The organism is Streptomyces sp. SLBN-8D4, assembly GCF_049739545.1.
GTDB classification, from domain to species: domain Bacteria; phylum Actinomycetota; class Actinomycetes; order Streptomycetales; family Streptomycetaceae; genus Streptomyces; species Streptomyces canus_C.
Map to the genome: position 1 here is coordinate 9,105,353 of NZ_JBMGQC010000001.1, position 13,572 is coordinate 9,118,924.

12 protein-coding genes are annotated in these 13,572 nt (G+C 71.8%); 8 read left to right on the forward strand and 4 right to left on the reverse strand.

Annotated features, from left to right (window positions below):
* Nucleotide 1: 1 nt before the first annotated feature.
* Nucleotides 2–886, forward strand: a complete 885-nt coding sequence (locus tag RKD20_RS41265) for an amidohydrolase family protein (RefSeq protein WP_424882184.1) — start codon at nucleotides 2–4, stop codon at nucleotides 884–886.
* 27 nt (nucleotides 887–913) lie between these two features.
* A complete protein-coding gene (locus RKD20_RS41270) occupies nucleotides 914–1,060 on the forward strand; it encodes a hypothetical protein (RefSeq protein ID WP_424882185.1) in 147 nt (48 codons plus the stop codon).
* 146 nt (nucleotides 1,061–1,206) lie between these two features.
* On the opposite strand, the gene RKD20_RS41275 is transcribed toward RKD20_RS41270, so the two are convergent.
* From RKD20_RS41275 to RKD20_RS41285, 3 genes are all read right to left on the reverse strand, one after another.
* Nucleotides 1,207–2,121 (reverse strand): SCO2400 family protein, encoded by a 915-nt coding sequence (locus tag RKD20_RS41275; protein ID WP_424882186.1) that lies wholly within the window; start codon nucleotides 2,119–2,121, stop codon nucleotides 1,207–1,209.
* A 265-nt stretch (nucleotides 2,122–2,386) separates the two neighbouring features.
* Nucleotides 2,387–2,641, reverse strand: a complete 255-nt coding sequence (locus tag RKD20_RS41280) for a hypothetical protein (protein WP_424882187.1) — start codon at nucleotides 2,639–2,641, stop codon at nucleotides 2,387–2,389.
* A 39-nt stretch (nucleotides 2,642–2,680) separates the two neighbouring features.
* Nucleotides 2,681–3,403, reverse strand: coding sequence for a TetR/AcrR family transcriptional regulator (locus RKD20_RS41285; RefSeq protein WP_424882188.1), 723 nt, complete (start codon nucleotides 3,401–3,403; stop codon nucleotides 2,681–2,683).
* A 141-nt stretch (nucleotides 3,404–3,544) separates the two neighbouring features.
* Between RKD20_RS41285 and RKD20_RS41290 the strand changes: the two genes are divergently transcribed.
* The 4 genes from RKD20_RS41290 (at nucleotide 3,545) to RKD20_RS41305 (ending at nucleotide 9,677) form a co-directional block, all read left to right on the forward strand.
* On the forward strand, nucleotides 3,545–5,059 hold the full coding sequence (locus RKD20_RS41290) for an APC family permease (RefSeq protein WP_424882189.1): 1,515 nt from the start codon (nucleotides 3,545–3,547) through the stop codon (nucleotides 5,057–5,059).
* A gap of 20 nt (nucleotides 5,060–5,079) precedes the next feature.
* On the forward strand, nucleotides 5,080–6,732 hold the full coding sequence (locus tag RKD20_RS41295; protein ID WP_424882190.1) for an amidohydrolase: 1,653 nt from the start codon (nucleotides 5,080–5,082) through the stop codon (nucleotides 6,730–6,732).
* 94 nt (nucleotides 6,733–6,826) lie between these two features.
* Nucleotides 6,827–8,485 carry an NAD-dependent malic enzyme gene (locus tag RKD20_RS41300; protein WP_424882191.1) on the forward strand — a complete coding sequence of 553 codons (1,659 nt, stop codon included), beginning with the start codon at nucleotides 6,827–6,829 and terminating at the stop codon, nucleotides 8,483–8,485.
* A gap of 175 nt (nucleotides 8,486–8,660) precedes the next feature.
* Nucleotides 8,661–9,677: a LacI family DNA-binding transcriptional regulator gene (locus tag RKD20_RS41305; RefSeq protein WP_424882192.1), complete on the forward strand. Its 1,017-nt coding sequence runs from the start codon at nucleotides 8,661–8,663 to the stop codon at nucleotides 9,675–9,677.
* Between the two features lie 25 nt (nucleotides 9,678–9,702).
* Here the strand turns inward: RKD20_RS41305 and RKD20_RS41310 are convergent, their stop codons facing one another.
* Nucleotides 9,703–11,280, reverse strand: a complete 1,578-nt coding sequence (locus RKD20_RS41310) for a glycoside hydrolase family 43 protein (protein WP_424882193.1) — start codon at nucleotides 11,278–11,280, stop codon at nucleotides 9,703–9,705.
* Between the two features lie 135 nt (nucleotides 11,281–11,415).
* Here RKD20_RS41310 and RKD20_RS41315 point away from each other — a divergent pair, with 135 nt between their 5' ends.
* Together RKD20_RS41315 and RKD20_RS41320 are read left to right on the forward strand one after the other, a co-directional pair.
* On the forward strand, nucleotides 11,416–12,849 hold the full coding sequence (locus RKD20_RS41315; protein WP_424882194.1) for a GH1 family beta-glucosidase: 1,434 nt from the start codon (nucleotides 11,416–11,418) through the stop codon (nucleotides 12,847–12,849).
* A gap of 67 nt (nucleotides 12,850–12,916) precedes the next feature.
* Entirely contained in the window at nucleotides 12,917–13,384 is a 468-nt protein-coding gene (locus RKD20_RS41320) for a MarR family winged helix-turn-helix transcriptional regulator (RefSeq protein WP_424882195.1), read from the forward strand.
* The last annotated feature ends 188 nt before the right edge of the window (nucleotides 13,385–13,572 follow it).

Here is a 13,572-nt window from a genome sequence, read left to right on the forward strand (position 1 = left end):
CATGGCGAGGAACGAGGAGGCCGGTGAGGTCCGCCGTTTCTGGGGCGGGCTCGGTCTGCCGGGGCTGATCGACGTGCACACCCACTTCATGCCCGAACGGGTCCTGCACAAGGTCTGGGAGTACTTCGACACCAACGGGCCGCTGATCGGCGGCCTCGGATGGCCGATCACCTACCGGAAGGGGGAGGAGGAGAGAACGGCCCTGCTGCGGGGATTCGGGGTCAGGGCCTTCACCGGGATGCTCTACCCCCACAAGCCCGGTATGGCCAGATGGCTGAACGAGTGGGCGGCCGACTTCGCCCGCCGCACCCCCGACTGTCTGCACACCGCCACCCTCCATCCCGAGCCCGACGTCGAGACATACGTCCGCGAGGCCGTCGAAGCGGGGGCCCGGGTGTTCAAGGCACACGTCCAGGTGGGCGGGTACGACCCTGCCGACGACCAACTCCGGCGGACCTGGGGGCTGCTGGCCGAGGCCGGCGTCCCCGTGGTGATTCACTGCGGTTCCGGGCCCGCCCCCGGCAAGCGCACCGGCCCCGAGCCCATCGCGCGGGTGCTGGCCCGGAACCCGAAGCTGCGGCTCGTCGTCGCGCACATGGGCATGCCCGAGTACGAGGAGTTCCTCGACCTCGCCGAGCGGTACGACCAGGTCCGGCTGGACACGACGATGGCGTTCACCGACTTCACCGAGGACTTCATGCCGTTCCCGCGCCGGGCCCTGCCCCGGCTCGCCGCGCTCGGCGACCGCGTTCTGCTCGGCTCCGACTTCCCCAGCATCCCGTACCCCTACCTGCACCAGCTCCACGCCCTGGAACGCCTGGACCTCGGACCGGAGTGGCTGCGGGCCGTGTGCCACGACAACGCGCACAGTCTGTTCGGCCTGTAACACCGTCCGGGACCAAGGAGATCCCGTATGGCGATCCAGCGGATGGACGACGTCCGGCAGGACGTCGCCATGCTGCGCACCCCGGACGGCCACGGCCACGGCCGCGTCAACCACATTGGAGGCCCGCCACGGGCCAAGGGGTGGAGGAAGGGCCGCCTTGACCTCCCCAGGTGAGACGGCCCTTCCTCCGGGTAAGCATCGCTCAGCTACCCCGAAGATCCGGACTCATGCACCGGCGTCGGCGTCGGACTCGACGACGCCGCTACGGCAACCTCTCCGGCATACGTGACTGTTCGGGAAACGGGGGAGCCGTTCCCGTTTCAGCTGATGCAGAGCAGGTTGAGCACGCACAGCCCCGCCGGATCGCTCGCGGATGACGACGTGGTCGTCTGCGAATTCTGCGAAGTCTGTGAGCTGCCGCCGTTCGAGCTCGTGTTCGTGTTCGTGCTTGTCGTGCTGTCCGTGCCGTTGGACGACGAAGAGGTCTGCCCCGTCGTCGTGCCGGTCGTGCCCGATGTCGTGGTGGTCGTACCGGTCGTGCCGCCGGTGTCGGCGCCGGTCGCGACCGACGTCGAGAGCGTCCCCTGGGACTGCGACCGCGAGGCGGCCTTCGCCGTGGGCGTGGGGGAGGCGGCGGAGTCCGTGTGGACCGACGACCGGGTCGTATTGGACGCCGAGTCGACCGTCCGCCGGTGCGAGCCGACCTTCGTGGAGGGGGTCGTCGTGGGCGCCTGTCGTGCCTTGTCCGGCGTCGACGCCGGAAGGTCGTCGTCCGAGGTGGGCAGCTCCGCCACCCCCATGGACCGGTTGTCGGGCGAGGTGGACGCCTGGGTCCGGGTGTTGGACTGCTGGTTCATCGCGGAGACGGTCAGGCCGCCACCGACGAGGGCCACCGCGGTCGCGACCACGGCCTTGCGCTGGTTCTTCTTCCAGCGGGCCCGCTGGCGCCGCCGTGCCGCCCGCCCCTCCGCCACCACCGGCGCGTCCGCCACGTCCGCCACGTCCTCCGACGGGGCACCGGGGTCGGTCGCCGGCGCCTCGGGGAGGCCCGCGTCGTGCCACTTGGGTGCTTCGTCCCACGCTGCGGCCGCCGTGCCGGTCGTCGTGTAGACGTGGGCGGGGGGAGCGATGTCCGGGGCGTAGGCGCCGCATCCGGGGCACGCCAGGGCGCCGTTGAGATACCGACGGCACGAGGAGCAGTAGTCCATCTGGTCTTCCTGAGTCGACTGCACCATCGGCCCGATGGCCGTGGCCGGTCTCGTTCGCACGGAGGATCGAGCCGAGGCCAAAGTAGCGAGGCTTTCGAAGGGCCATGTGCAGCCTGTGTGATGCTCCTGCGCAGATGTCCGAGGGGTGCGGTGGAAGCGAGGGGTGTACGTCGCATTCACGTCACTTGTCCGGCGGCGCGGCTCCGGTCACGGCGAGTTCGCCGTGACCGGGGCAGCGCCGCCGGGCCGGTGCTGCCAGGCACGTCAGCCCGCCTCGGGAACCCCTCCAAAGTCAGCCGTGCCGGACCGTCCAGAGGGTGGCGTGGTTGACGCCGTGGGGACTGGCGGCATCGGCCGGTGCCGCCGCGCTGTCGCGGACGGCGGGCGGGAGCGTGAACACCCCGGTGTCGACCCGGTGGACGTAGCCGAAGGGCCCGGGATCGGTGTCGCCGGCGGCGTACTTTCCGGCCACGCCCTCGATGTTGGTCCGGCCGGGCCCCCTGTGGACCGGGTGCGCGATCTGGTCGTTGCCACCGTCCGGCCCCACCGGCCAACCGCCGCCGCCCCACGCAACGTACGGAAGAACTCAGCCGGGAGACGAACCCCCCGTGGCCGCCCGGTGCGTCGGCGCGCGTGCCGCCAACGCCTCGAGGAGCAGGTCCACCGCCTCCTCGAACGAACTGTCCGCCATCCCCGGCAGCTCGCGGCGTACCGCGGTGAGCGCCGGGTACGCCACCGGGTCCAGGTCCTGGTAGACCTCCCGCCACGCCCGCCGGTCGGCCTCGCGCTGCTGCCCGGGGAGTGCCAGGAACGCGGCCTCCGTCGCCGCGTGGCTGAGCACGGTGTCGATGAAGGCCAGGTACAGGCGTGCGGCGGCGGCCGGCTCGAAGCCCGCGGACAGCAGCAGGCCGATCCCCGTGTCCACCGCCTGGATCTCGCTCGTGCGCCGGGTCACCCGGTGCGCGGCCAGGGCGGCCGCCCGCGGATGGGCGAGGTATCCGGCACGGACCCGCAGGGCCATCTCGCGCAGCGAGGCCACCCAGTCGTCCCCGGGCGCGAACCCCGCCATCGCGTCGCCGATGATCCGGTCCGCGATGGCGAGCACCAGGTCGTCGGTGTCGTGGAAGTAGCGGTAGAGAGCGGTCGGGTCGCAGCCCAGCGCCGCACCGAGCCTTCGCACGCTCAACGCCTCGGAACCGTGCTCGCCGATCAGCCGCAGGGCGGTCCCGACGATCAGGTCCTCGGACAGCAGGACTCCGGAGCGGGTGGGCCGCCGGCGACGGCGTTCCTCGGGGACACGGCTGGACACGACCGGTTCCTCTCGCTGGGGCCCTCAGTGAACGACCCGCGACCGCCTTACGTCAACAGGGTTGACCCAATGTGGACGTCGGCTGTTCCATCACCTCACCGCGCGGCTCTTCCCCGTCTCCCGTCCCCCGAGGAGCCTTCCATGTCGTCCAGACCGCCCCTCTCCTCCGCACCGAGCGCACCGAGCCCCGATCTGCGCCGTTCCCTCGGCGTCGTCGACGGCGTCGCCATCGCCGCGTCCAGCACCGCGGCCACCACGAGCATCGCCATCGGCATGGGCACGATCGCCACCATCGTGGGCCTCCACGCCCCGGCGCTGCTGCTCCTGGCCTTCCTGCCGGTCCTCGGTATCGCCACCGCCTACGCCCGCCTGAACCGCTCGGAGCCGAACTGCGGCAACGGCTACGTCTGGGTCGGCAGGTCACTCGGCCCCTGGCCCGGCTTCCTGACCGGCTGGGTCACCCTGGTCGGCTCGGTCATCTTCTGCGCCTACACCAGCGCGATCATGGGCTCGGTCGTCCTGGCCTTCGCCAACAAGGCCGGTCTGCACAGCGTCGCCGGCTTCGCCCTCGATCCGACGTCCACCGGTGTCACCACGGCGGTCGGCCTGGTGATCCTCCTCGCCCTCACCGCCCTGGCCGTCACCGGCGTGCGGGCCGCCACCCGCTTCCAGTTCGCCCTCCTGGTCTTCGAGTACACCGTGCTGCTGGCCTTCTGCGGCTGGGCCCTGATCACCGGTGACCACGCCGTGTCCCTGTCCTGGTTCAACCCCTTCGAGATCTCCAGCGGCACCGCCTTCGCCCAGGGCATGGTCCTCGCGGTGTTCTTCTTCTGGGGCTGGGACGCGGCCTTCAGCGTCAACGAGGAGACCAAGAGCCCGGGCGACGCGGCCCGCGGCGGCCTCATCGCCCTCTTCGCCATGCTCGGTCTGTTCCTCTTCGCCTCGGTCGCCTTCCAGCGGGAGATGAGCCTGGCCGAACTCGTCAAAAACGGCCCCCAGGCCCTGCCGTACCTCGGCGAGAAACTGGCCGCCGAACCCTGGGCCACCCTCCCCCTGGTCGCGCTGATGTTCTCCGCGGTCGCCTCCGTGCAGGCCACCCTGATCCCCACCGCACGCGGTCTGTTCGCGATGAGCCGCGACCGCACGATGGGGCCGGTGTGGACCCGCGTCCACCCGCGCTACGGCACCCCCGCCGCCGGCACGGTCGTCGTGATGTCCGTCGCCGGTGCGATCGCGGTGCTCGCCGTCGCGATCCCCAAGCTGAGCGACATGCTGCTGGCCGCCGTCAACGCCATCGGACTGATCGTCGCCCTCTACTACGGCCTCACCGCGCTCGCCTGCGCCGTGCGCTTCCGCTCCGCGCGCCACGAGGGAGCACGGGAGGCGCTGCTCGCGATCGGCGTGCCCGCCGTGTCCGGCCTGATCCTGCTCGGCCTCGGCGGGTACCTCGGATACTCCTACCTGACCATGAGCGACCACTTCGAACTCAGCCCGGACAACGGCTGGTTCATGTTCTCGCTGCCCGCCGCGATCGTCCTCGCCGGCCTCGGCATGGCCGCCGTCGCCAAGTACGTGCGGCACTCGCCGTACTTCACCACGGGCCGCGGCACCGACGCCGAGTCCCTGACCCTGCCGATGGACCGTACGGCGGTCTGACCCCCCTGGAGTTCACCCCCATGTCACACACCGCGGACCTCGTCCTCACCGGCGGTCCCGTGCACACCGTCGATCCCGCCCGCAGCCGCGCCACCGCCGTGGCCGTGCGCGACGGGCGGATCGCCGCCGTCGGCCACGACGAGGTGCACGAGCTGATCGGCCCGCACACCGAAGTCGTCGACCTCGCGGGGAAGTTGCTGCTCCCCGGCTTCCAGGACGCCCATGTCCACCCGCAGGGCGCGGGCCTCGAACTCGGCCTGTGCCACCTCGCCGACACCGTCGACCCGGCCGAGTACCTGCGCAGGATCAAGGCGTACGCCGACCAGAACCCCGACGCCGAGTGGATCACCGGCGGCGGCTGGTCCCTTGAGGCGTTCCCCGGCGGGGCGCCCACCGCCGCCGCCCTCGACGCGGTCGTCCCCGACCGGCCCGTCTTCCTGCCCAACCGCGACCACCACGGCGCCTGGGTCAACAGCCGGGCACTGGAGCGCGCGGGCATCGACGCCCGTACCCCTGACCCCGCAGACGGCCGGATCGAACGCGACGCCGACGGCACCCCCACCGGCATGCTCCAGGAGGGCGCCGTCCACCTGGTGGGAAGGCTCGTCCCGGACCCCACCCCGGAGGACCAACTCACGGCCCTCCTGCGGGCGCAGGCCGTGCTGCACTCGTACGGCGTCACCGCCTGGCAGGACGCCATCGTCGGCACGTACGCCAACATGACCGACCCGGCGCCCTCCTACCTCGCGGCCCTCGACCGGGGCCTGCTCACCGCCCGGGTCGTCGGCGCCCTGTGGTGGGATCGCGAGCGGGGCGCCGAGCAGATCCCCGAACTCGTGGCCCGCCGCGAGGAGCTGGACCGGGGCCGGTTCCGGGCGGGCACCGTGAAGGTCATGCAGGACGGCGTCGCGGAGAACCACACCGCCGCGATGCTCGACCCCTACCTGGCCGGCTGCGGCTGCGCCTCGGACAACAGCGGCATCAGCTTCGTCGAGCCGGGCGACCTGAGGAAGTACGTCACCGAACTGGACGCGTCCGGTTTCCAGGTCCACTTCCACGCGCTCGGCGACCGCGCGGTGCGCGAGGCGCTGGACGCCGTGGAGTCCGCACGCACGGCCAACGGACGGCGCGACACGCGGCACCACCTGGCACACCTCCAGGTCGTGCACCCGCACGACATCCCCCGGTTCCGCGCTCTGGGCGCGAGCGCCAACCTCCAGATGCTGTGGGCCGCCCACGAACCGCAGATGGACGAACTGACCCTGCCCTTCCTCGGCGACGAACGCGGCGCACGCCAGTACCCCTTCGGCGACCTGCTGCGGGCCGGCGCCACCCTGGCCGCCGGCAGCGACTGGCCGGTCAGCAGCCCCGACCCGTTCCAGGCCGTCCATGTCGCCGTCAACCGGATCGCCCCCGGCGCCCCCGAGGGCACCCCGGAGTTCCTCCCGGGACAGCGCCTCGATCTGGGCACCGCCCTCGCCGCGTACACCGCGGGCAGCGCCTACGTGAACCACCTCGACGACGTCACCGGCAGCATCGCCGTGGGCAAGTCGGCCGACCTCGTCGTCCTCGACCGCGACCCGTTCGCAGGACCGCCCGAGGAGATCGCCGCCACGCGTGTCCTGCAGACCTTCGTCGAAGGGCGGCGGGTCCACGCGGCGGGCGACGCCTGAGCCGGCCGGACGGCCGTGCGGGGCGGCTGATTCGGATGGCGGTCGACGGGGCACAGGAGTAGCTGGTCTGAAACCCGTCGACCCGAGGAACGTCATGGCACCACACAGCCCCGCCCAGGTCCGCGGAGCGGCCCTGCTCGCCGATCCCCTCCTCAACAAGGGCACCGCCTTCACTTCCGAGGAGCGCGCCGAACTCGGCCTGGACGGGTTGCTGCCACCGGCGACGGAGACTCTCGCGGAACAGACCAGCCGGGCCTACGAGGCGTTCCTCGGCTACGACAAGATCCTCAACCGGCACATCTACCTGCGCCAGCTCCAGGACACCAACGAGGTGCTCTTCTACGGCCTGCTCGCCCGCCATCTGGAGGAGATGCTGCCGGTCGTCTACACGCCGACGGTCGGCGAGGCCTGCCGCCGTTTCAGCGAGATCTACCGCAGGCCGCGCGGACTGTTCCTCACCTACGAGGATCGCCACCGCTTCCGGGAGATCCTGCGCAACCGGCCGGGCGGCGAGGTCGACGTCATCGTCGTCACCGACGGCCAGCGCATCCTCGGCCTCGGCGACCAGGGCGTCGGCGGCATGGGCATCCCGATCGGCAAGCTCAGCCTCTACACCGCCATCGGCGGCATCCACCCCGCCCGCACCCTGCCGATCCTCCTCGACGTCGGCACCGACAACGAGCAGCTCCTGAAGAACCAGCACTACCTCGGCCGCAGGCAGCACCGCGTCACCGGCGAGGCCTACGACGAGATGATCGAGGCGTTCGTCTCCGCCGTGGAGGCCGAACTCCCCGGCACCCTGCTCCAGTGGGAGGACTTCGCGACCGCCCACGCCCGCCCGATCCTCAGCCGCTACCAGGACCGGCTGCTCACCTTCAACGACGACATCCAGGGCACGGCGGCCGTCGCGCTGGGCGCGCTGACCACCGCCACGAAGGTCGCCGGAACCTCCCTGACCGACCACCGGATCGTGGTCCTGGGCGCGGGATCGGCGGCGATCGGCGTCGCCGACATGATCCGCGCCGCACTCGTGGAGGAGGGCCTCTCCGAGGAGGAGGCGGCCGACCGGTTCTGGTTCGTCGACATCGACGGCCTGCTGGTGGACTCCCGCACCGACCTCACCCCCGAGCAGCGCGTCTACGCGCGCGACGAGGCGGACGTACGGCAGTGGGGCGGGGATGCGCCCGACCTGGCCCGGGTCGTCGGCGAGGTGAGGCCGACGGTGCTGATCGGGCTGTCCACGGCCCACGGCGCCTTCACCGAGGAGATCGTGCGGACCATGGCCGACTCCTGCGACCGGCCGGTGATCCTCCCGCTGTCCAACCCGACCTCGAACGCCGAGGCCGACCCCGCCGACCTGGCCCGCTGGACCGACGGCAGGGCCCTGATCGCCGCCGGCTCGCCCTTCCCGCCGCTCAAGGTGGACGGCCGCGAAGTGCCGGTCGCGCAGGCCAACAACGTCTATGTCTTCCCCGCTGTCGGCCTGGCCGTCACCGCCTGCCGGGCCCGCCGGGTGACCGACCGCATGATGGTCGCGGCGGCCCGTGCGGTCGGGGACTGCGCGGTACGGGCGGGCACCGACGGAGCCACTCCGCTGCTGCCCCCGCTGGCGAGCATGCGGGACGCGGCCCGCGAGATCGCGCTCGCGGTGGCGCAGGCCGCCGTGGAGGACGGCGTCGCGCCCGAGGCGACGGAGTCCGAACTGCGTGAAGCGATCGCCGAGACCCAGTGGACACCGCGGTACACGGCCTGAACCCCGGGCCCGCGTTCGGTCGTGCGGAGTTCTCCGAAGCGCTCGGTACCCGGTTCGAGTCGTCCGTGAACCGTTCGTCCAGCCGCCGGAGGCGGAGAGGCGGCCCGGCGCCTGTGACAGTATCGGCAGTGGGCGTGAGCCCGCCTGCTGGGGTCGAGGGCAGAGGACGAGTGACATGGACCGGCCGCCGGGCATGATGGACGTGGCCCGGGAGGCCGGCGTCTCCCACATCACCGTCTCCCGTGTCGTCAACGGCCATCCGTCGGTCCGGCCGGAGACCCGGGCCCGGGTCGAGGCGGCGATCCAGAAGCTGGGATACCGCCGCAACAGCGTCGCCAGGGCCCTCAAGAGCCGGCGTTCCTCGACGATCGGCGTGGTGATCGTCGGGTCGGAACTGTTCGAGCTGCCGCGCATCCTCCTCGGCGTCGAGACCGCGGCCAAGCAGGCCGGTTACTGGGTGAGCCTGGCCAGCCGGCAGGGCGAGGGCACCACCGGCGACCTCCTGGAGACGCTGCAACGGCTCACCGACCAGTCCGTGGAGGCGATCGCGGTCGTCGCCGACCGGCCCGGCACGGTGGAGGCACTGTCCGGCCTCTCCCTCGGGGTACCGGTGGCGGTGGTGATGTCCGGCAACGTGCCCAACCCCGACCTGAGCTTCGTCGAGGTCGACCAGGAACTCGGCGCCCGGCTCGCGGTCCGGCACCTCCTCGACCTCGGACACCGCGACATCGCTCATCTGACGGGTGCGCTGCGTACCTTCGACGCCCGGGCCCGCGTCGACGGCTGGCAGGCCGAACTCACCGCCGCGGCAGCCGAAGGAGCCCGGCTGGAGGGCGACTTCAGCGCGGACAGCGGGTTCCGCCTGGCCCACGAGCTCTGCGACGCCGACAGCGGCCCGCCCACCGCGGTCTTCGCTGGGAACGACCAGATGGCCATGGGCGTGCTGGCCGCCTTCGCCGAACGAGGCGTGAAGGTGCCGCACGACGTGTCGGTCGTCGGCTTCGACGACATGAAGGGCGCCGGCTACCTGGTCCCCGCCCTGACCACGGTCCGCCAGGACTTCGCCCACCTCGGCAGCAGCGCCATCGAGCTGCTGGTGCGCATGGTTGGCGGGGACCCGGCACAACAGCAGAAGATCACGCCGCAGCTCGTCGTACGGCACAGCACCGCCGTACCCCGCGCCGACTCCTGAAGCGTCGCCCTCGACGAAGGCGCCCTCACCGGCTCGCGTACTCGAACCACCGCACACGGGCCTCGCCCGCCCCGGGCTCGGCGCCGCCCACGCCGTACAGGCCGAGGTGGACGCCGACGAACCCGCCGGCGCGCTCCGTGCTGAAGAAGGGCCGCTCGATGCTGCCCACGGGGCTGTTCTCCACGCTCTCGACGTTCTCGACGTGGAACGTGTAGCCGGACTCGTCGCTCTCCACCGCGAGGACCACCTCGCTGTCGGTCACGGGGACGGACGCGAGACAGGTGGCGGTGCCTGCCTCCACAGCGGTGAGGACGACCTGCCGCGTTCCGGCGGTGTCGATGGTGAGGGCCAGGGTGGCGTGCTGCCGGTGGTTCTGGAAGACGACCAGCCCCGCCTCCTGCGTCGGCGCGGCGGCGTCGAAACGGATCCGGGCGGCGGCGCGCATGCGCACATGCCGCTGAGGGCGTGCGACGAACGCCTGGGTTCCGGTCGAGGTGAGGGGCTCGGGGGAGAGGCGAAGGGCCAGGCCGCCCTGTCCGGCCAGGGGTGAGACGAGGTGGTCGACCGGTCCGCGCAGGCTGCTCCATTCCGGCCCGAGCGAGGGTCCGGTGAAGTCGTCCCGCACCGGCCCCTCCGCGACCTCGGGCACCGCGACGGTCCCCGCGGGCAACCGCTCCGACAGCAGCACCCGGCCGGTGTCCGGCGCGAACACCGGCCCCCTGGCGGTCCATTCGACCGGGACCAGGAACACCTCGCGACCCAGCGTGTGCGTGCCGTCGACCGGTCGTGTCCCCAGTGCCACGGCCCAGGTCTCCCCGGCAGGCGTGTCTACGAGGTCGACATGCCCGACGTTGTGGATCGGCTCCGCCGCGCCGCGGTGGCGGTGGGTGAGCAGCGGACTCCTGGGGTCGGTGCTGTACGGACCGGTGACGGCGTCGGCGCGGGCCGCGGTCACGGCGTGATGGTGTTCGGTCCCGCCCTCCGCGCCGATCAGCCAGTACACCCCGTCCCGCTTGTACAGGTGCGGTGCCTCCACCCAGGCGCCGCGCATCGCGCCGTACCACAGGGCATGGGTCGGTCCCGTCAACTCCAGGGTGGCCAGGTCGAGTTCGCGCATCCACAGCTCGCCCGGGCCCGTCACCTCCGGCTCGGCGGCGTCGCGGCAGGCGGTGAACCAGCAGCGGCCGTCGTCGTCGAAGAAGAGCGACGGGTCGATGCCCTCCGCCTCCAGGACGACCGGGTCCGACCACGGCCCCGCCGGGTCGGAGGCTGTGAAGAGATACGTGCTGCTGCCCTGGCGGCCTCTCGCCAGGGCCACGACCACGTAGAAGGTGCCCTCGTGATGACGGATCGTGGCGGCCCAGAGGCCGTCCGAGACGTCGAGGCCGGCCAGCGACACCTGCGAGGGGCGGTCCACCACATGCCCGAGCGGTGCCCAGTGCACCAGGTCGCGGCTGTGGCACACCGGGAGCCCCGGGTAGTACGCGAACGACGACGTGACCAGGTAGAAGTCCTCCCCGACCCGGCAGATCGAGGGGTCCGGACGGCTGCCGGGGAGAACGGGGTTGGAGAAGGTCGGCACGGGGTGGGAGAAGGTCGTCACGGGCGCACTCCGAGGCGGACGGGGGCGGGAGCGGATTTGGCCGGGGCGAGGGCCTTGACAGCTTGTTAACGTTAACATCACCGTGGTTCCAGGACGCCGTCCCCCTCCTTCGGCCATTACCGGAAAGCGACCCGCATGCCGACAGCCCAGCCCCTGTCCTTCCCCGCACACTTCCTCCTCGGCTCCGCCACCGCCGCCTACCAGATCGAGGGCGCCGCCGACGAGGACGGACGCGGTCCCTCCATCTGGGACACCTACTCCCACACGCCGGGCAAGACGTGGAACGGCGACACCGGTGACGTGGCCGCCGACCACTATCACCGCCTCGACGAGGACCTCGACCTCATGGCGTCCCTGGGCCTGAAGGCCTACCGCTTCTCCATCGCCTGGCCGCGCATCCAGCCCACCGGCCGGGGCCCGGCCAACCCCAAGGGGCTGGACTTCTACAGCCGCCTGGTCGACGGCCTGCTGCAGCGGGACATCGCCCCCGTCGCGACCCTGTACCACTGGGACCTGCCGCAGGCCCTCGAGGACCAGGGCGGCTGGACGAACCGCGAGACCGCCTTCGCCTTCGCCGACTACGCCCGTGTCGTCGGCGAAGCCCTCGGCGACCGGGTCGCGATCTGGACCACGCTGAACGAGCCGTGGTGCTCCGCCTACCTCGGCTACGGCGCCGGAGCCCACGCCCCCGGCCGCAGCGACGGCGCCGCGGCGCTGACCGCGGTCCACCACCTCAACCTCGCCCACGGGCTGGCGGTCCAGCAGCTGCGGGAGGTCACCACCAACGATCCGCAGTACTCGGTCACCCTCAACTTCCACGTCCTGCGCGGTGAGGGGGACGGCGCCGAGGAGGCCGTACGCCGGATCGACGCGCTGGCCAACCGCGCCTTCACCGAACCCCTGTTGCGCGGCCACTATCCGCAGGACCTCCTGGCGGACACCGCGGCCGTCACGGACTGGTCGTTCGTCGAGGACGGTGACCTCGCCCTGATCCACCAGCCCCTGGACCTGCTCGGCGTGAACTACTACGCCACCACCAGGGTTCGTCTGTGGGACGGCACGACGGCACGCCAGAACCACGACGGGCACAAGGACATGGGCGGCTCGGCCTGGCCCGGCTCACCCCAGGTCGAGTTCGTCGCGCAGGAGGGCCCGCACACCGCTATGGGCTGGAACATCGACCCCGACGGACTCGAAGAGCTCCTCCTGGACCTGCACACCCGGTTCCCGGACCAGCCGTTGGTCATCACCGAGAACGGAGCGGCATTCGAGGACCATGTCGTCACCCGCCCCGACGGCAGCCACGCCGTGCACGACCCGGAGCGCGTCGACTACCTCCACCGGCACTTCCTCGCCGCCCACCGGGCGCTCTCCGCGGGCGTCGATCTGCGTGGCTACTTCGTGTGGTCGCTGATGGACAACTTCGAGTGGGGCTACGGCTATTCGAAGCGCTTCGGCATCGTCCACGTCGACTACGAGACCCAGCGCCGCACCCTGAAGGACAGCGCCCTGTGGTACCGGGAACTGGCGACGACGGGCAGCATCCCGGCGCCGGGAACCGGGGAGTAGCCCGGACCGGGTTCGCGGCCCGCCCCGCACTGTTCGGTGACCTGTCAACTATGTCTACACTTTTTGCATGGGTGAGACGGTGCGATGGCTGACGCCGGAGGAGCAGCGCGCGTGGCGGGGCTTCGTCCGGTTGCATGAGCGGCTCGGCGGCCGGCTCGGACGCCTGCTGCAGTCCGAGTCCAAGGTGTCGCCCGCGGACTTCGCGGTGCTGGTCCATCTGACGGACACCCCGGAGGGGCGGCAGCGGTACCAGGACCTGGCGCGGGCGCTGGAGTGGGAGAAGAGCCGGATGTCCCACCACATCGCGCGGATGGCGGGCCGGGGCCTGGTGGTCCGGGAGGAGTGCGCCGAGGACGCGCGCGGTGCCTTCGTCGTCATCACGGACGCCGGCCGGGCGGCCATCGAGGCGGCGGCCCCACGCCATGTCGAGGCGGTGCGCGACCTGTTCGTGGACCATGTCACGCCGGCTGAGCTGCGGGTCCTGGCCGAGGTCTCCGAGCGCGTCCTCGCCAAGCTGGACGAGGACACGGTCTGACCCCACCGGAGGCGAGTGCCGGCGGCAGCGTGCCGGTGCCGGGCACCGCCCAGGTGATGAGGGCCCTGGTCACGCACCCCCGGTCCAGCGGCTCCGCCCAGCACGGTGGGTTCTTCGGCCGGGCTCCCGCGGTGCGCGGTCGGCCGTACGCTCCTGATCATCGGCCTGGTACCGAGTGAAGGTCCTGG